The organism is Pseudomonas sp. MDT1-16 (assembly GCF_054898115.1).
In genome coordinates this window covers 3,085,121-3,103,527 of the sequence record NZ_CM142717.1, presented here as the reverse complement: position 1 = coordinate 3,103,527, position 18,407 = coordinate 3,085,121, and the positions used below count along the sequence as shown (strand labels likewise).

Genomic DNA, 18,407 nt, shown 5'->3' with positions numbered 1-18,407 from the left:
GCGACTCAAGGAGCGACAAAGAACATGGAAGTCACACCCACGCTCGACACCGAACGCTTGATCCTGCACCCGCTGGAGTTGGCCGATGCCGAAGCCATCCAGCAACAGTTCCCGCACTGGGAAGTGGTGCGTTACCTGAACGCCCTCGTCCCTTGGCCGTACCCTGCTGACGGCGCACTGACCTATCTGCGTGACAATGCCCTGCCAGCGATTGCGCGCGGTGATGAGTGGCATTGGTCGATCCGCTTAAAGTCCGCGCCCGATCAGTTAATTGGCACTGTCAGCCTGATGAATGAACAGGACAACAACCGCGGCTTCTGGCTAGGGCCAAAATGGCAAGGCCAGGGCTTGATGACCGAAGCCAGTGCGGCCGTCACCGAGTATTGGTTCAAAGCCCTCGGCCGGTCAGTGCTGCGTGTACCGAAAGCGGCGCCCAACATCGGCTCGCGCAAACTCTCGGAACGCACCGGCATGCGCTTGATCCGCAGCGATGAGGGCGACTTCGTCAGCGGGCGATTCCCCAGAGACCTCTGGGAAATCACCCGTGAAGAGTGGTTAACTCAACCTAGAGATCCAGGGGTTATGCGTTGAAGCGGACACCCGGTTTGGCGCGCTCATCCACCGACAACTCAAACACATCCGGGCGCGCGTAGTGCCCCACCACGTCGCAGTCGTAACGGGCGCGGATCAGGTCATCGGTGTCGATTTCTGCGCTGAGCAAACCGGTGCCATCGCGCAACGGCCCCGCCAGAATGTCGCCCATCGGCCCGACGATCACGCTGCCGCCGGCAATCAATGGCCGGTCCGCCGGCCAGTTGGCGATCTCAACGCCCAAGGCGTGCGGTGAATCCTGAACCTGACAGGCGCTGACCACAAAGCAACGTCCTTCATGGGCGATATGGCGCATGCTGACCTGCCACATTTCCCGCTCGTCCACCGTTGGCGCGCACCAGACCTCCACGCCTTTGGCGTACATCGCGGTGCGCAGCACTGCGAAGGCTGCGCGAGGTGTATGGCGATCAGTTGTTCGTGCGCACCGGCCGAGGCCTCGCGCCCACACTCAAGGCCAACCAGTTGAAACCGGTGGTCAGCGATGCCCTGAACAAATGCCGGCAGAGCCTGGCGATGGTCGATCCGGCCGCCCACCATGACGACGGGCGCTCAGTCACCGGGGGTATGTCAGATGATTTCGAAATTGCTTATGGTCGCCGGCTGATCGAGGAAATCGCCCGCGTCGCGCCGAAGCTGCGGCTGATCTTCCGTCAGACCCACAGCCAGATCGTCGCCCAGGCGTTGATGGAACGCAGTATCGATCTGGCGATTACTGCAGGCGGATTTGCCGAGCGCTTGCTCAGCCGTCAGGTGCTGGGAGAAGGAGGCTATCTGTGCCTGGCAAACCCGATGAGCCTGGCCCAGGGACAGCAAACCATCAGTCTTGAGGAGTTCGTCGCCCGCGAGCACATCCTGGTGTCGTCGGGTGGTTTTATCGGGATCACCGATGAGGGGCTGGCGGCGCTGGGGTTGAGTCGGCGGGTATGGGCGTCGACCACACACTTTGCGGCATTGCCGCACTTGCTCAAGGGCAGCCAGGCCGTGGCGACCATTCCGGCCCATGCGGCCCAAAGCATTGCTGCGCTCAGCGGCCTGGCGCTGCTGCCCTGCCCCCTGGCGTTGCCGCGTTACCCGATCGAACTGGGTTGGCGCACCAGTACGCAGCTCGATCCGCTGGTGTTGAAAGTACGTGAGGCCATTGTCGCGAGTTTCGCATGTTCTATTTGGCAGCCATGAGGCGATTGATCTCGCTGCGCACCATGTTCGCGAATTCCGGGGGCGACATGCCGTCAAGTTCGGCACGGACCCACTCGGACCATTTGCCTTTGCGCTTGGCGCGCTCACCGAACAACCTTGCGGCCTCGCCCTTGGACTTGCCCAGGTTGCTTTGCCAGAGATCGAACAGACGGGATTTCTCATCTTCAAGCGCCGCGCGCTCGGCAAGGGGTTTGTCGGCCAGATTGAAGCTCATGGGAGTTACCTGCTGCGTAAATTAGGCGACATCTTACACTGTAGGAGGAAATGTCCGACTCAGGATTTTTCTTCAGGGTAGGGTCAACGCGAAAATTCACTGCAACTTTTTCGCTGACGACAGACTCCATTGTTCACTGTCCATTTACCTGCAAGGAGTACCCCAATGGCCCGGAAAACAGCCGCACAAGTCGCCGAAGACCAGATCAAGGATCAGGCCTTCAGTGAACTTCAGGCTCTGATCGAAGAGTCGGAGAAACTGTTGAAAAGCAGTGCCTCACTCGTCGGTGAAGAAGCGGACACACTTCGTGGGCAAATCGCCCAGAAACTTCAGCAGGCTCGGGACTCCGTCACCAGCGTTCGTGACCGGACCAAACCTGCAGTCGAAGCCACTGAAACCTACATTGGTGGTCATCCGTGGCAAACCGTGGCCATCTCTGCCGGTTTTGGCCTGGTGGTCGGGTTGTTGCTGGGCCGGCGTTAAGCGGTACCGCTTTAATGGGCACTCAGCAAAAAGGCGAGCCTTTCGCTCGCCTTTTTCATGCCCGGGGTTTAGGCAGACCTCAGAGCCCGGCCAATTCCCGCAAATTCGCCAATGTCTGAGCATCGAGCTTAATGCCTTCGGCGCTGGCCTTGGCCCGCTGTTGGTGACGTCGATCACCCGGCAGACGCTTGAGCCCCACACCGTGCATCTGCCGGACCAGCTCCTGGCTGCGCTCGGCAAAACTCTGCCCCGCCGCCTTGCTCGGGTCGATCACGATCAGCAGTTGGCCAGTCCACGGCGTCTTGGCCCCCGGATGGTTCGACCAATCGAACTCGAAGGAAAAATTCCCCCCGGTCAACGCCGCCGCCAACAGCTCGACCATCATCGACAGCGCCGAACCTTTATGTCCGCCAAACGGCAACAACGCGCCGCCCTCCAGAATCGCTTTCGGGTCCTCGGTCGGCTGGCCGAGACCGTCCACACCCATGCCTGGCGGCAAACGCTCACCTTTGCGTGCGGCGATCTGCACATCACCATGGGCAATGGCGCTGGTCGCCAGGTCGAAGACAATCGGTTCGCCATCAGCCCGAGGGGCGGCGAACGCAATCGGGTTGGTCCCGAACAACGGGCGATCGGCACCGTGCGGCACCACGCAGGTCATGCTGTTGACCATGCTCAGCGCCACCAGCCCTTCATAAGCGAAGGGCTCGACATCCGGCCACAAGGCTGCGAAATGGTGGGAATTACGAATCGCCAGCACCGCAATGCCGGCACTGCGGGCCTTTTCAACCAGCAGTGCGCGTGCTGCCGCCAAGGCCGGCTGGGCGAATCCATTGCAGGCGTCGACCCGGACAAAACCCGAAGCGACGTCCTCGACCACCGGCACGGCCTGGCCATTGACCCAGCTGCTCTTGAGCGTCGACACGTAACCGGGAATACGAAACACGCCGTGGCTATGGGCGCCATCGCGCTCGGCGCCGGCGCAGTTGAGGGCCAGTGTTTTGGCGACATCGGCGCTGGTGCCATGACGCTGGAAAATCTGCTCAAGCAAAAGAACGAGCGCGTCGAAATCGAGCGTTTGAGTGTTCGAACTGACGGTCATTTCGGGCGTTGCGGTCATCTGAAGCTCCAGTTTTATTATTGAGTACGGGCAACAGGGTGAAACGAGGTTGCACGGCAACCAAAAACAGTTGTCGATTAAGCGCTGTTTTACCAGCGTCCTGTCAAGTCTCGACAGCCTGTTCGGATCAAGCAATATGTACCGCACTCGAGCCTGCCCCTGGCCGTACTGTTTTTCCTCAATCCAAAGGCCTGCGATTACCCACCAATCGCAGCACATCGAGGAAAAATCATGATTGCTTCTCCACTGCCGTATTTTTTTGACGAAGCAGAACGTGCATCCAATGCCAAACAGCCCGGTGATCGCGAGAAAGCGCTGACCTTCACCCTTGATGACCTGAATTGGTTGCAGGGTGTTTATCTACCGACCCATGTCGCCCGTGTGGCCACTACCAAGCCCATACATATCGAACGATTGCTTCTGGGCCCGACGGACATTCCATTGGCCGGTGCTTTCGCCATGAGCCGGCCCAATAATGGAGAAGTCATGCTCTACACGCCGTGGAAAGGTCTGGTCAAATTCGCGGACAAGGTCGACCTCAAAAGCACACTCAAGGCATGGTTGGCGCAAGAGACCGGAAAACGGGAATTACTGCGTTATCTTTCCATTGAACAACGTAACGCTGTGCAGGCAGCTGCCATGCCTGAGATTTCTACAACAACCATCGAAGGTGCGGTATTCCAGGACCAGGCGCTCACACTCGAACTCAATCAGACACACAACATCCAGTCGATGATGGCCAAACTGGTCAAGATGCCGACACTGCAGTCGATGCTGGACGAAATCCTCAAGATTGCGTTGGCCAAGCGATTCCCCAGGCTGGACCAGCGCCAGACAAGGCTGGAAAGCTTCATCAGCACGGTTTCCACCTTCGACACCCGCGAGTCCCGGTACACGATGTCCTCGCAGCCACTGAGCGACGTCCTCTTGCAGTACTACCTGACCCATCAGTGGCCAACGGGTGATTCCAGGGTCTTTTCCAATCCTGCACACGGCGTGAGCAGCGACGCCGATAACCAGGCATGGGAAAGCTCAATCATAGAGATCGCGCAACGCTTTACACCTCACTTGCGAAACCTGCTGAAAACGTACTGGAACTCCCCCACACGCGCTGGCCAGTCACCCTCGGAGTTTCTTACCGAAGGTATTCGCGATACCTTTCACGTCAATCTTTTATTGAAGCGCCAGCAAGGTGTTTTAACCTCGCAGCAATACCTGCGCTTGATGAATGTGAGCCTCGCGCCTGCCTCCAACGATTCCCTGCGCATCGAAAAAGTACGTATCACCGCGCCCTTCAAGCACTACGCGGAACTGGCCTGCACCTTGATGATCGGCAGCAGCGACGCCCTCGGCTTTCTGTATACCCGGTCCAGAGGTATCGAAGCCACGAGCAACCTGCCCGCGGCCAGAACAATCGTGCTGGCGATGATCAAAAGCGAAGGGCATGAGGACACGCTGCTTAACTACATGTCGCTGGACGAGCGCCGTACGCTGCTTTCAATGGAACCGGATGAACGCATGATTATCGGAGAACCGATCGTTGGCCCGGCGTTCGAACAATTGATGGCAGACATCCTCGACAAGCAATTGCAGAACCTGACTTACGCCTTGAGCCGCTACCGCGAAAGTGAAGGTTCGCTGGACCCGCATGCATTGCTCGACAAGGCGCTTGATGTTCGGGGACTGATCGATGACCGCCTGTTGGCCGTCGATGCCAACGGGCGCTGGAGTACACACGTGGACCAGCGCTGGAGTGCACAACCGGCCACCGTGCGCGCCGAATCGGTCAAAGAACAATGGGCACTGCTCTCCACCGCGGCGCTTGAACAAAACCTTCTAAACCACCCCGTCATTCCTGCCGCCACCCGCACGATCACCGACGCCCAACGTTTCGTCGGTTCGTCGCTGGAAGGCTTGCAATCAAGTTTCACCCACACCCTGTCCACAGCATTGCGCAGCGAGCTCAAACTGCAGACGGTTGCCCGCACGCTGGGTGTGACGGAACAGGCGATCATCAAAACGGTGCTCGATTCACCGATACGGTTGCACCGGGGCGCGTTGAACGGTTTTCTGCCGGACGTATTTTCCCTGGCGTTGAAGGCAGGCGACGCTACGGATCCGTTGAAACTGGCCAGTTGTTTTGTGCTGACTGAACGAGGAGGCCTGGACCCGGTGCATTCGGGCAGGGCCATTTTGTGGACACCCGCGTTAGGGTTTGAAGCCTTCAAAGCATTGACACCGTTGCTGACCGAACTCGGTCAACGCCTCGCAGACGTCAACCATCGCTCAACGCTTCTGGAGAACCTTGGCCGCAGCGAACGATTGCCTGGCAAGACTTACACGTTGGCGCCCCTGCAGCGGGTAGATGGGCATTTTCTTGATCATCTACAAAAACCCTCTGTGCATCTGGACCCGTCGTGCCTGACCAGCGCGCTGGCGACGAAACTCTCCACCACGCCGCTGACCCATCTCCTGAATCTCGTGGCGCTGCGTAAGCCGAGGTCGGGGCTCGACCGTGCGATGGACATTGCGCGGTCACTGACGACTCAACAAAAACTGCCGGCATGGCTGGCCAAAGCGTCCGTTAACGATCTGATGCTGCATGCCGAGCTGCTTCAGCAATACCTCAATAACGTTAAAGACGACCAGGATTACCTGACCGGCATACGATCACTGCAACGCACGGCACACCTTGAACTTGAAAAACAACTCAAGGCAGACACCTTCAACATCAACCCGGACAACGTCCAGGTCCAAATCAGTGCCCACGCGACATCTGCAGCCAACACTCAAACGCTGACCGACTTTGCGTTGACTCACCTGAAGGATCTGGATCAGGTCCATTTCAAACTGGTATCGCTTGATACCACCGTGATTCCCGAGGGGATGGACGAACGCTACATCACAGACCTGATACGAAACCTGAAACCGGGCGAACATCAGCAGAAAATACTGAGCGACGCCTTGGCAGATACCCAGGCGAATGCGGGCCGCAGGACGCGGTTTTACACACAATTGCCCTGGCAGTTGATGCATTACGCTCACGCGGAAAAACTGCAGGAACGTCTGAGCGATTCGGGGTTTGATCTGATCCGGCAAGTCATGGACATGCCAGACGCCATCGCCCGCGCTGCAGTCGCCGGTGCCCATGCGATCATCCGCCCGCTTGAGTTCTTGGGTATCAAGAGTGCACAGACGATCAAAGTGCCCGGTGTTTATCTAATCGGCTCAACGGCTGATCGCTCTGCACCACAGGTGCTTATTGCGCCTCACAGCCCTCGGCATGGGGTGAAAGAATATGAAAATGAAGCACAACTGCTAACAGAACTGAAGACCCGCGGACCGCTGCTCGACTGGCTACTCCTGAATCTGCCGCAGCCTGATCGGATACTCCTGGAAACCCGGATGGCGATCACTGATCACCGCGTCACCAGAGCCACGCCGACGAGCACCGGTCATCGCTTCACCGAGACCACACTGGCATCCAATCCGATCAAGGGGAACCTGTTCAACCATTTACTCAATGACAACGCTGCGTTGCTGACCCGATTGCTCGGTTGTCAGTCCGATGACAGAAAACAGGGCGAGTGGGCGACCATCAAACAGGTGTTGGGCGAAGATTTGCACGCGGCATTTTCGTTTTGTATAGGCAAACTCGCGTACCCCATCACGGTATGGCGCAGTTACCGCGATATCAAGCAATCCGCCGAAGACCTTCAAACACATAAATGGGGAGCCGCAATAAAAGAGTTCATCAGCGGCATTGCACAACTGGCCTCGTTGCAGCAATCGATGGAGGAGCCTTCGACGACCCGCGCGCCCGCGCCAGAAACGCCCGACACTCGACTCAAATGGCAGGACATCGACATCACTGCACCCGAGCGCACGCAATTGAAGCGTCATGAGAGCATCGACGTCGATCTGGGTTCGCTGACACACAACGCCAAGCTTGGGCTCTACTCTCATCCAACGACAAAACAACTTTACGGGCCGGTTGAAGGAAAAGTGTATCCGGTCGCAAAACCTGGCACCCGTTGGCGCATCGCCGACACCCCCGCTCGCGTCCCTTATCTGCGTCAAAACGAATCGAAACAATGGGTTCTGGACAGGGAAAAACCGGCGCCCCGCTTCAGCCTCATCAACCGGTTACAGAACGCGATAACGGTTTGGGAAAGCATGAATGTCGAAGCACATGGAATGCCTCAAGTCCGTCAAATTTTTCCGCGAAAGGCTCGTCAGATTGACGAGGCGCTGGATCTGGCAACCACCTATGCCTGGAACAGCTTCCGCAACCTGCAAATGCTCAAGACTTCTGACGGTACGGTCACGCCCGTGCACCAGCTCATCATGGATTTTATCGATGTGTCTACCGTGTCGGACGCGCATGTGCAGAAGCTCGAAAAAGTCGTGGGCGACATTTTTGCGGCCCTGTTGGACCCCACACTCAGAAAGCCGAACTCCAGGCGGTTTGTAGTCGGCAAGATCCTCAGTCACGCGGAAAATACGTTCGGCTTCACCCTTCCAAAGGACGTAAAAGGGAAAATTTACCTGACAGATAAATTTTTCTTCCCCCATTTCGACCACTACCGCGATCATCTGTCCGACGCCGCCTTCCCCATCAACGCTCATGCTCGGGCGGCAACCCTGATCCATGAGATTTCGCACATTGCCGGCAAAACCGAGGACATTTCTTATCTCGACTCCAGCAGACCGTTCGTCGACCTGATAGGAACGGCCAGTGCTTTCGCCACTGATCTCAAAACAGCCTTGAGCGAACTTCAGGACAGCGCACTGTCAATCAAGACGCCTTATACACAGCTGTTCAAAATCCAGAACCCTGATGCCGGTGAATGGGAGGACCTGGGCAGTACTACTGATGAAAATACCGATCGGATAAAGGAACATATCTTGACCTTGACCGGCGAGGACAACCTGAGCGGTGCCCGCACAACCTTCAAAAAAGATCCACTGATCAGACTGGCGGTGCAACTCGCTAACGCTGACAGCGTTACCTGGCTGATCACCCATCTGGGGCGCCAATTGCACACCAGCACCCCATGAATCAGAAAATAAACACCACTTTGATGGGTAATTGCCATGACGGTTGTTCTCGCAGACTTCCTCACAAGGTTAGAATGCAGGAAATCAGGATGAGTCAATGACCGAAAACCCTCTCTCGCAAGCCCAATATGACGCAATCACCGATGCCGCTGCGCATTGGTGCATGCGTCTGCACGCCATCGATTGCACGGCTGAAGAGCGGCTGGCGTTCGAGCAATGGCATGACGCTCATCCGCTTCACGCGTTCGAGTACGAAGCCATGCTGGAAATCTGGGATGTCGCGGGGGACCTGCCACGTCCCGAAACCGTGATACCGGTGGCTCGCGCCAAGCGTGAAACGCCTTGGCGCACCTTCGGTATCGCCGCCGCGGTTTGCGCCATGGCGCTTCCATTGGCGGCCTATAGCGGCTGGAACCTGGGCTGGTTACCCAATTCGTACCAACATTTCGAGGCGAGCGATACTGTCCGTCAGGTCACCCTGAGCGATGGCAGTCAGGTGGAACTGAACCTGGGCAGTGAGCTGACGTTCAGCAACTACAAGGACCAGCGCCGGATCACTTTGGAAAAAGGCGAAGCCTTCTTCAGCGTCCGCCACGACACTCGGCACCCCTTCATTGTCAAAGCGGCCGAAGGCAGGATTCGGGTAACCGGAACCAAATTCAATGTCTGGATGTATGAAGATCAGGTACGCGTGAACCTGATTGAAGGTTCGGTGCTGGTCAGCAGCAATGATGCCCTTGCGGGTGACGGCTTGCGTCTCGAGCCAGCGATGCAGGCAAGCTATAGACGCGGCGACTTCACTTCCCAGATCAGTCAGACCTACGACAATGACAACTCACTGGCGTGGCGCAGCGGAAAACTGGTGCTCGATGATCTGGCGCTGGCCGACGCACTGCCATTGATCAATCGCTACTTGAGCAAACCGGTGATGGTGGCCGACCACAGTACCGGCTCGATTCGCATCGGCGGCATCTACAACATCAAGGACCTCAACAACCTGGTGGCGTCCTTGCCCAAGGTATTGCCGGTCTACCTGACCCGCAACAAGGATGGCAATCCGGTCCTCAACTCCATTCCGCAACAAGCCCCAAAAAGCTGAAGGCCGCGAGCCTTGCGGGGTGCGGCCTTCATTCCTGATTCAAGCGCCATCAGCGTTAATGTGCAGCCACCTTCCCGGCTTTTTCATCCTGCTCGCGGATTGTCTGAACCTGGTACTGCGGATCGGACGCGATCTGCTGCTCGGTGAACGGCAACACACTCAACTGCTTCCTGGAAAATGCCAGGGTCTGATCTCTGGAATACTTCGAGGCCGGGTCACTGGATAGCGAGAAAGCCAGCAGCCCCTGGGCCTGCGGTCCCTTGTCATCGAAGGTTACCACCTGCAAATAGCTGGTACCGCTGACGACTTCGAGTTTACCGTCGGCTCTCGGCACACTCTGAATGGCGTTATAAATCCCCAGAGCGCCAGGTCCACCGTGAATCGGCGTCTGTTGGCCACCACCGCTGACCACCTGGATATCACCCCAGCGATTATCAGCCTTGAGCCCCCTCTTATTGATCTGCGCTACCGACGCCAGCATCGCGTCGCGAACCGCCTTTGCGACTTCCGGGTGATCGACCGCCAGGCCACGCGGGGTGTGTTGCGGGTCTTTCGGATCGAACGCCACACGCCAGGGATCAGGTGTTTCCTCTAGCGACTCCATGACATTCTGGAAATGCACAAAACCCAGACCACTGTCCAGATTCGCACTGCGGTCCCAGGCCTTGAGACTGGCACACAGCGGCGTGAGCGTTGGCGCATCGGAACCCAGGGCCGCAGCACAAAACTGCAGCAGGTCCGGCATCACTTGAGCTGCCAGATACACCTGGTCGTCCATCACCATGTGTTGTAAATCCACCGCCGCAATAGGTCCGGTCTTGTTCAACGTATTCAGGCGATCCAGTGCAAAGCGTGTGCGCAGCCCCAATGGCTGGTCGTCCTGACTGATCAGGGGCGAAAAACCGCTGAGCGGTTGCGCCGGGTTGGCCATCCAGGCCGAATCGTTGGAGTGCTGCACAAAGTCCTTGCGCAACAGCTGCGGCAACTTGTCTGCCGCATAGATCCCTTTTTGCGCAGCCTGCGGGTCGATGTCCCAGGCACACGCGCTGTTGGAACCGTCGAGGACGATCATCTGCAACCCGGCGCGAGGATCACTGCACTTGGCCAATTTGTCGGCACCGACGTTCGGCACGACCGAGAGGTTCATGTACAGCGTCTGCCCCTGATCATCCGTCGCCAGGGTGTTGACCCACGGGATCCCCTGAATCTTGTGCACCGACGCCTGCAAGTCCTTGAGGCTGACCGCACGGTTCATTGCATACCACTGCTGCAAGACTCGGTCGTTTTCCAGATTGGCATCGCGCAGGCTGTAGGCGAACTGGTTGTCCCAGTCGAGTTTTCCGGGCCACTGCACGATCGGGCCGAACTGCGAGCTGTAGATCACATGAGAGGCCGGATGGGTCTGGCCATCAGGTTGTTTCACGTTCACGGTCAGGGTCTGTTTCTTCATGGGCAAGGACTTGCCGTCGAGCAGGTAACGGGTCGAATCCTTGGGATCGAGTTGCAGGCGATATAAGGTGAAATGCTTGGACGAGTCCACGGTGTGGGTCCATGCAAGGTGCTGGTTGAAACCGATATTGATCATCGGCAGTCCTGGCAGTGCCGCGCCCATGACGTCCAGTTTGCCGGGAATGGTCAGGTGCATTTGATAGAAACGCATCCCGCCTACCCAAGGGAAATGCGGATTGGCCAACAACATTCCGCGGCCGTTGAAAGAACGTTCACTGCCGACCGCCACGGCATTGCTGCCGCGATCCAGGGCAAAACGCTGCAGGCGTGAGGCGGCCACCTGAAACGCCTCGGGGTTGCCTGCCGTCTGAGCAACGGCTTTGGGTGGCGTCGCGCCGGCCAAGGCTTCGGCAAACTGCCCTACTCCGCCTTCGACCAGCAGACGCCGCGTCAACTTGACCAGGTCCTGGATGGTAATCTCACGCACCCAGTCGCCCTGACACTGCTGCGGCAAACCCTGCGCCCGATGCTCTGCCAGCGAACGGTTATAGCCCGCCACATAACCTTCGATGAGATCGCGTATCGGCGGGGTTTGCGCCTGCCAGAAAGCGGAGACGGCCTGCGGGGTGTTCAGCCAATTGAAGAACAGATCGCTGACCAGATTTTCGCGCTCTTCGACCGTGAACTGATCCGGGCCGAAATACCGTGAACGTTCGCCGTTCACGGTGGTGATCTCATTGGCCAGCAGGCACAGGTTGTCCTGAGCGTAGGCGTAACCAATGCCATAACCGAGCCCGCGCTCGTTGTCAGCACGGATATGCGGCACGCCGAAACTGGTCCGGCGAATCTCAGCGCTCGCCTGCTCTGGCTGACTGCGTGCGTTTGCCGCAAGACTCAAGCCCACAAACACACCCGCAAGGCTCAACCTGGTTAACTGCCTGGAAATAATCACGCTCGCTCCTGATCGAACAGACAAACACCCTGCGTCACACACGCACTGCGCCTTCCCCTACAAACGAAAGAAATGACAAAAAATTTAGGCCCTGAAAGGCGCTTTTCACAGCCATCTCACGGGCTGCTGACGTGATGGCGACAAAATTTCTACATTCAGGGCTTCATTATTTGCCCTGCTCATACGTCTTATAGATTGAGAGCACCCATCACATTTCCTGGCCGGCTCGGATAAGGAGTTTTTGCATGTACAACTCGCAACTGCCAACGGACGGTAGCAACGCGCCAAAGGGCTCTGCCATGGGCTCCGGTGTTTTCAGTCAACGGAGTGAGCGCAATGGCAACGAGCGGATCAGGTCGCTGCTCAAAAGCTTTGGTCTGCGCACCAGTCTGATCCGACTCAAAGTCATCGATGCGTTGCTGACTGCCGCCGAAAGCGACCGCAGCCTCGGCGTGCGCGGCGTGCACAGTCACTTGCTGGACCTGGATATTCCCCTGTCCTTTCTCAGTGTGCGGGAAGTGTTGAAACGCTTGTGCAGCGAAGGCGTGATCACACTCAATTCAGACAAAAGCTACAGCCTGCATCCGCACGCTGCAGCCATGCTCCAACACGAGTGATCAGCTCAAGGTGCGTCGCTCAGGGTTTGACCTTGCGACGCATCATGCCATTGATTACCACCACGATGACCGCCACACCGATGGCGATGTACTGAAACAGCTTCTCGCTGATGACGCCTGCGTTTTGCAGATACGAAAGGCCGAACATGATCCCCAACACCACGAGGGAGATCAGAATCGAGTATTTCAAACGTTGCGACTGAGTCATTGCGAGTTCCTGAACCTGAAAAATGTATCCGATTTGTATCCAGATGCATGCCAAGCCCCTACCTTTCTCCGGGGATGGGACGCTACAAGCGGGGTCTCATGTTACAGCCGATGAAGCGTTTTGGCTTTATTGCCCCATGAGGGTTTTGAAATATTCCGTCGAATCACACTGCTGATTCCGCTGCTTGCCATACTTTCCCTGAGCGGCTGCATCATTTTCCCCCACGGTGGCTGGCACGGCGGTCATCATTACGACCGTGGCGGGCCGGGTTGTTACCCGCATCGATAACGTGAGTAATTGAACTTTCATTCGTAAGCTAATTACCCCACCCAATAACTTCTGAATAAATGCCCGCGTGTCGCGGGCATTTTTCGTACATGCATATTCACTTCTTATTTCGTTCCCGGCACCCATCGAAACATAGCGATAACCATTGAAGCTTTTGGTCTTAATCGTCCACTTGAGCTATTCATATTCGATGATTACTCTCGGCGCATCGCAATAAAACCCGCTATCAAACTTCGAGTAAAGAACAGGGATGCCATGCACACGCCTTTAATCAATATCAGCCCCCATTATTTATTTGGCTTTTGCCTTGCGATCACTTTTTTCGAACTTCTGACCTATATGGCCAGCGACATGATCATGCCGGCCATGCTGACCGTCACCCGTCAACTGGATGCCAGCCCCGGCCATGTCCCCTACGCTTTCAATCTTTATCTGGCCGGCGGCATTCTTCTGCAATGGCTTGTTGGTCCGTTGTCTGATCACTTCGGTCGTCGCAAGATATTGCTCATCGGTTGTGCGGTTTTTGCGCTGGCCTGTGCCGCAGCGTTCAACGTGCAAAGTATTTATGCGTTCAACAGCTTGCGACTGATTCAGGGCATGGGGTTGGGGTTTGTCATTGCGGTCAGCTATCCAGCCCTGCAAGAAGTTTTCTGCGAAGCCGACGCGGTAAAAATCATGGCGTTGCTGGGGAACGTTGCGTTGCTCTCCCCACTTCTGGGGCCGTTGCTCGGGAGCCTGCTGCTGGAATGGCTGTCATGGCGGGAGCTGTTTTTACTGCTGGGTATCGGCGGCGTGATGGTCTGGCTTGGGCTGTACCTGTTCATGCCGGAAACCGTGGGCACCCTGCGCCACGACGGTCAGCGACTGCAAGCGGTGCATTTTGAATGGCGCAGCACCGTGTGCCGCTATCTGGCGTTGCTGGCTAACCCGCGATTCCTGAGTGCAACTGTCGCGTTGGGCGTGATGAGCCTGCCGTTGATTGCGTGGATCGGGCTGGCGCCGCTCTTGCTGATCCAGAACCAGAGACTTTCACCTTTGCAGTACGGCCTGTGGCAAGTCCCGGTGTTTGCGGCGGTCATTCTCGGCAACCTGATTCTCAACCGACTGATTCCCCACACTCAATTACCACAGTTGATTCGATACGCGCTTTGGCCGTTTTGCGGCGGCCTCATCGCGCTAGTCGCCGTCAGCTTCTACGGCGCTTCGACAGCAGTGCTGATCAGCTGCCTGGCGCTTTACGCCGTTGGGCTAGGCATGAGCAATGCCGCGCTGTACCGGCTTGCGCTGTTTGCAAGCGACGACAGCAAAGGCTTGGTCTCGGCGATGATCGGCATGATGTCGATCGCCGTCATGGGCGGTGGCGGCTCGATTATCGCTGCGGCCGGGGCCGGTAATAGCCACGAATCCTTTGCTCTGATGGCGGGTATTGCGGGGCTTCTGTGCCTGGCGCCCCTACGCCTGTTTCTGCGGCGTTCCCACATCGTGCTTGCCGTCTGACACCACAACGTAGGTCTTTTGATGATCCATTTACCCCACACCGATGCGCTCTGCGCGTTAACGCAACCCTATTGCCTGGATTCCGTGCCCGAAGGCCTGTTCGACCAGGCGATGGGGGAAATCAGCCTGTTTCATTGTCACCACACGCCGGGTTACGAACGCTGGCTAAACGCCAATGGGCTCGATGCCCGAGACCTTGAAACACTGGATGACTGGTCAAGACTGCCGCCGATCTTCGCCAACTATTTCAAACGTCACGTGTTGTTCAGTCCCACCGGCGAAGGCGCGCTGGAGCTGACATCGTCGGGTACCAGCGGCCAGAAGAGTCGCATGCGCTATGACCCTCGCAGCATGGCGGCGGCCCAAGGCATGGTGAGCCACATTTTCCGCCACTACGGCTGGGATACCCAGGACAGCCCTTGCAATTACTTGCTCCTGAGCTACGAACCCGAGCCCAGCAACACCTTGGGCACCGCTTATACCGACCAGTTTCTCTGCAGCTATGCGCCCGTCAATCGAGTTGTCTACGGATTGCGCCTGACCCGTAAAGGTCACGAGTTCGACCTGTTTGGTGTTATTCGCGCCTTGCAGGCGTTTGCCGACGAAGGCTTACCCGTTCGAATTCTCGGATTTCCAGCATTCCTTTCGCATGCGCTACAGCACATGGAAGACACCACTGCGCCGAATCTCAAGTTACCTGCCCAGTCCCTGGTGCTTCTGGGCGGCGGCTGGAAAACCCAGGCAGCGCAGGAAATACCGTTGCTTGAGTTGTATGCCCGAACCAATCGGCAATTAGGTGTCGACCTGCCCCGCTGCCGGGACGGCTACGGCGCAGTAGAGCATGCCGTGCCTTACCTCCAGTGTGCCCACCATCATTTCCATGTACCGGTTTACTCGAAGGTTTTCGTGCGCAACCCATCCGATTTCACTGTCCAGCCATATGGCCAGCGCGGCTTGCTGGAATTTGTCTCCCCGTACATATCATCAAGCCCGGCGCATGCCGTGGTCATGGGCGATCTGGCGACATTGCACCCCGGAGCAAGTTGCGGATGCGGCCTGGCGACCGATTGGTTCGAGCTGCATGGTCGTGCCGGCACCACCGCGAGTCGCAGCTGTGCCATGGCTGCCTCAGAACTGCTCGAAGGAGTTTGATATGTACTTGATCAATGGCCAATTGCGTGACGACATTACCCTGGAAAGCGCCCTCGACCTCCTTCAGAATCAATTGCCTCAGTTGCTTTCTGCGCCGATCGACAGCGATACCGTCATCGATTCGGCGGCTCGTTTCGCCACGCAATTACAGACTCGCAGTCTGGATCTGTCCCTCGAAGACGATCAACGTCAGGGACTTATCGATTTCTGCCAGCCCGGCAATCTGAGCACAAAGCTGGAGCGGGAACTGGGCGTGCACCCTCGTTCGCTGAGGCGAATTGACTACCAACAGCCGAGTTTCGAAAGTTGGCACCCCTTAGGGTTGGTGGTACATGTCACACCGGGCAATGCGCCAATGCTGGCATTCTGCGCAGTCATCGAAGGCCTGCTGGCCGGTAACATCAATTGGCTACGCCCTAGCTCAAGTGATGAGGGTTTCACCGCTAAGTTGCTGGCCGCCCTTGTGCGCTGCGACATCAGCGGCAGGCTTGCCGAATTCGTCGCAGTTTTGCCTGTGAGCACCTCTCGCATACCTCAGCTCTGCGCTCAGGCCGACGGCGTGTCAGCCTGGGGTGGGGAAAAGGCGCTCAAATCGATTCGACAGCAGATCCCGGCCGGATGCCGCTGGATCGACTGGGGGCACAGGATCAGCTTTGCCTATCTACTGCCCGACGCGGCGAGTCTTTCGACGATGGATGCGTTGGTGGATGAGGTCTGTCGTTTCGATCAGCAGGCGTGCTCCAGCCCGCAATGGGTGTTGGTGGACAGCAACGATCCGGTAGTCCTGCAAGATCTGGGGGAGCGCCTGGCCGAAGCCTTCAAACGTCGCGCTGCCCATTGGCCAGCGCGGGTTCCCACAGACCCGGAAGCTTGCGAGATCACTACCTGCACGACCATGGCGCGGCTGGAACACTGCTTTACGAACCAGACTGGCCAGGTCTGGAACGGCCTCGGATGGCGTGTGATCTGGGAGCACCATCAGACGCTCGCACCGTCGCCGCTGTTTCGAACGATTGTGTTGAAGCCAGTACCCCGGCACCTGATCGCCGAGACGCTGTTGCCCTGGCGCACGGTGTTGCAAAGCTGCGCGCTGATGTGCACCCCGGTAGAAACACCCGAGCTCGTTCGAACACTGGTCAACGCCGGCGTCACCCGCATTGCGCCTTGCGCGTCGATTCATGACGGCTACGCCGGTGAGCCCCACGATGGTGTCTATGCACTGTCGCGCCTGAGTCGCCGTCTCTCCGTAAGTCTGGCTCCCGATGTCTCGACGGGCCGAGCAACGCTCGACCCGGCTCCACCCGCCCCCGACACCGCCAATGATCCGATCATGGACAAAGACACCTTCACGGCCCAGTCGATTGGCCCTGCGGCACAATTGTATTTCCGCTCTGGAGGCAGCAGCGGGATCCCGGCCCTGGCCGGTTTAAGCTATCGCGTTTATCAACGAGAGATGCGTGCCGCGGCTGATGGCATGTTCGCTGCGGGGCTAGATCCGTCACAAGACCGGGTCATGAACCTGTTCTACAGCGGCAACCTGTACGGCGGGTTCTTCAGTTTTTCCACAATCCTTGAACAGATGGCCGTTACGCATTTCCCCATGGGGGCGCCCCAGGAGGATGACTTCAGCGAAATCGCCCAATTGATCGTAGACCAGGGCATCACCGTGTTGATCGGCATGCCGAGTACCTTGCACCGACTGTTTTTCACCGAGCAGGCCCGACTTCGCGCGTACGCGGGCATTGGCAAAGTGTTCCTCGGCGGAGAGCATCCGGGAGAGGCCAGTCGGCGCCTGATGGAAAGCTGTGGGGTCTCGACAATTCGCTCTGCACTCTACGGCTCCGTTGACGCAGGTCCCCTGGGGCATGCTTGCGCGGCAACAGCGGATGGCGTGTTTCACTTGATGAGCGACATCCAGCACCTGGAAATCGTGCAGCTCGAACAGGACGTACCGGTGCAGAACAACGAGAGGGGTCGCCTGCTCTTTACTTCCCTCGCTCGGCAAGATCAAACCGTACGTCGATATGAAGTAGGAGATACCGGTCGCTGGATACCCGACGCCTGTCCCTGTGGACTGGACTCACCGCGGTTCGAGCTACTGCAGCGGCACGGCAAGCTGGTGCGAATTGGCACGGAATTCATTTCGCCTTCCGCTCTGCAACAAAGTCTGGGTTTGCCCATTCAAGTTCTTCTGGACCACGCCGCCAACGGCGTCGAACGCATGCGGATCCGAGTGGATGCTGACGCCGACCGAGTTCACGACCAACTAATGACACACATAGCCGTGGCGAACGCCGTGAGCGCCGCGTTGTTAATAGTGGACATTGAAGTGTGTGCCGAACATGAGTTCAGCCGAAACAAACACAGTGGCAAGACACCCCTGGTCATCGATCAAAGAAAATAAAAACAGACTGTTTATTCCGTGACCTTGTTATTTAACCAGACGCCTGATAGCAAA

Annotated in this window: 12 protein-coding genes and 2 pseudogenes; 9 read left to right on the top strand and 5 right to left on the bottom strand. The window is 57.5% G+C overall.

Translation table 11 applies throughout. The features are described from left to right. Window positions 1–24 precede the first annotated feature (24 nt). Window positions 25–591 (top strand): GNAT family N-acetyltransferase, encoded by a 567-nt coding sequence (locus ACYZT3_RS14115; RefSeq protein WP_282379431.1) that lies wholly within the window; start codon window positions 25–27, stop codon window positions 589–591. Here ACYZT3_RS14115 and ACYZT3_RS14110 read toward each other — a convergent pair. Further along, a pseudogene (locus ACYZT3_RS14110) lies at window positions 581–988 on the bottom strand (nitrilase-related carbon-nitrogen hydrolase); the annotation flags it as partial. The gene ACYZT3_RS14115 and the pseudogene ACYZT3_RS14110 sit on opposite strands and share 11 nt — an antisense overlap. On the opposite strand from ACYZT3_RS14110, the pseudogene ACYZT3_RS14105 reads away from it, so the two are divergent. Then, window positions 985–1,788, top strand: a pseudogene (locus ACYZT3_RS14105) (LysR substrate-binding domain-containing protein); the annotation flags it as partial. The pseudogenes ACYZT3_RS14110 and ACYZT3_RS14105 overlap by 4 nt on opposite strands. On the opposite strand, the gene ACYZT3_RS14100 reads toward ACYZT3_RS14105, so the two are convergent. Continuing rightward, the gene (locus ACYZT3_RS14100) at window positions 1,772–2,023 is read right to left on the bottom strand and encodes a hypothetical protein (protein ID WP_282379433.1); all 252 of its coding nucleotides are present in this window, start codon (window positions 2,021–2,023) and stop codon (window positions 1,772–1,774) included. The pseudogene ACYZT3_RS14105 and the gene ACYZT3_RS14100 sit on opposite strands and share 17 nt — an antisense overlap. A 165-nt stretch (window positions 2,024–2,188) precedes the next feature. On the opposite strand from ACYZT3_RS14100, the gene ACYZT3_RS14095 reads away from it, so the two are divergent. After that, the gene (locus tag ACYZT3_RS14095; RefSeq protein WP_123364977.1) at window positions 2,189–2,506 is read left to right on the top strand and encodes an ElaB/YgaM/YqjD family protein; all 318 of its coding nucleotides are present in this window, start codon (window positions 2,189–2,191) and stop codon (window positions 2,504–2,506) included. Window positions 2,507–2,585: 79 nt separating this feature from the next. Here ACYZT3_RS14095 and ACYZT3_RS14090 read toward each other — a convergent pair whose 3' ends face one another. Further along, window positions 2,586–3,626, bottom strand: coding sequence for an Ldh family oxidoreductase (locus ACYZT3_RS14090; protein WP_282379442.1), 1,041 nt, complete (start codon window positions 3,624–3,626; stop codon window positions 2,586–2,588). Between the two features lie 231 nt (window positions 3,627–3,857). Between ACYZT3_RS14090 and ACYZT3_RS14085 the strand changes: the two genes are divergently transcribed. Together ACYZT3_RS14085 and ACYZT3_RS14080 are read left to right on the top strand one after the other, a co-directional pair. Beyond that, window positions 3,858–8,687: a dermonecrotic toxin domain-containing protein gene (locus ACYZT3_RS14085; protein ID WP_462032324.1), complete on the top strand. Its 4,830-nt coding sequence runs from the start codon at window positions 3,858–3,860 to the stop codon at window positions 8,685–8,687. A gap of 97 nt (window positions 8,688–8,784) precedes the next feature. Beyond that, window positions 8,785–9,786: a FecR family protein gene (locus ACYZT3_RS14080; RefSeq protein ID WP_282379446.1), complete on the top strand. Its 1,002-nt coding sequence runs from the start codon at window positions 8,785–8,787 to the stop codon at window positions 9,784–9,786. Window positions 9,787–9,841: 55 nt separating this feature from the next. Here the strand turns inward: ACYZT3_RS14080 and pvdQ are convergent, their stop codons facing one another. Then, complete coding sequence (pvdQ, locus tag ACYZT3_RS14075; RefSeq protein WP_462032323.1) at window positions 9,842–12,187, bottom strand: bifunctional acylase PvdQ; 2,346 nt, start codon at window positions 12,185–12,187, stop codon at window positions 9,842–9,844. Window positions 12,188–12,432: 245 nt separating this feature from the next. Here pvdQ and ACYZT3_RS14070 point away from each other — a divergent pair, with 245 nt between their 5' ends. Further along, window positions 12,433–12,804: a fe2+ zn2+ uptake regulation protein gene (locus ACYZT3_RS14070; RefSeq protein ID WP_282379451.1), complete on the top strand. Its 372-nt coding sequence runs from the start codon at window positions 12,433–12,435 to the stop codon at window positions 12,802–12,804. Window positions 12,805–12,823: 19 nt separating this feature from the next. On the opposite strand, the gene ACYZT3_RS14065 is transcribed toward ACYZT3_RS14070, so the two are convergent. Continuing rightward, entirely contained in the window at window positions 12,824–13,012 is a 189-nt protein-coding gene (locus ACYZT3_RS14065; RefSeq protein ID WP_033055104.1) for a hypothetical protein, read from the bottom strand. A 543-nt stretch (window positions 13,013–13,555) separates the two neighbouring features. Here ACYZT3_RS14065 and ACYZT3_RS14060 point away from each other — a divergent pair. From ACYZT3_RS14060 to ACYZT3_RS14050, 3 genes are read left to right on the top strand one after another with little or no spacing between them, the layout of a single operon-like run. Further along, window positions 13,556–14,797 (top strand): MFS transporter, encoded by a 1,242-nt coding sequence (locus ACYZT3_RS14060; protein WP_462032322.1) that lies wholly within the window; start codon window positions 13,556–13,558, stop codon window positions 14,795–14,797. A 21-nt stretch (window positions 14,798–14,818) separates the two neighbouring features. Further along, the gene (locus tag ACYZT3_RS14055) at window positions 14,819–15,949 is read left to right on the top strand and encodes a LuxE/PaaK family acyltransferase (RefSeq protein ID WP_462032321.1); all 1,131 of its coding nucleotides are present in this window, start codon (window positions 14,819–14,821) and stop codon (window positions 15,947–15,949) included. Between the two features lies 1 nt (window position 15,950). After that, the gene (locus ACYZT3_RS14050) at window positions 15,951–18,353 is read left to right on the top strand and encodes an aldehyde dehydrogenase family protein (RefSeq protein ID WP_462032320.1); all 2,403 of its coding nucleotides are present in this window, start codon (window positions 15,951–15,953) and stop codon (window positions 18,351–18,353) included. Window positions 18,354–18,407 lie beyond the last annotated feature (54 nt).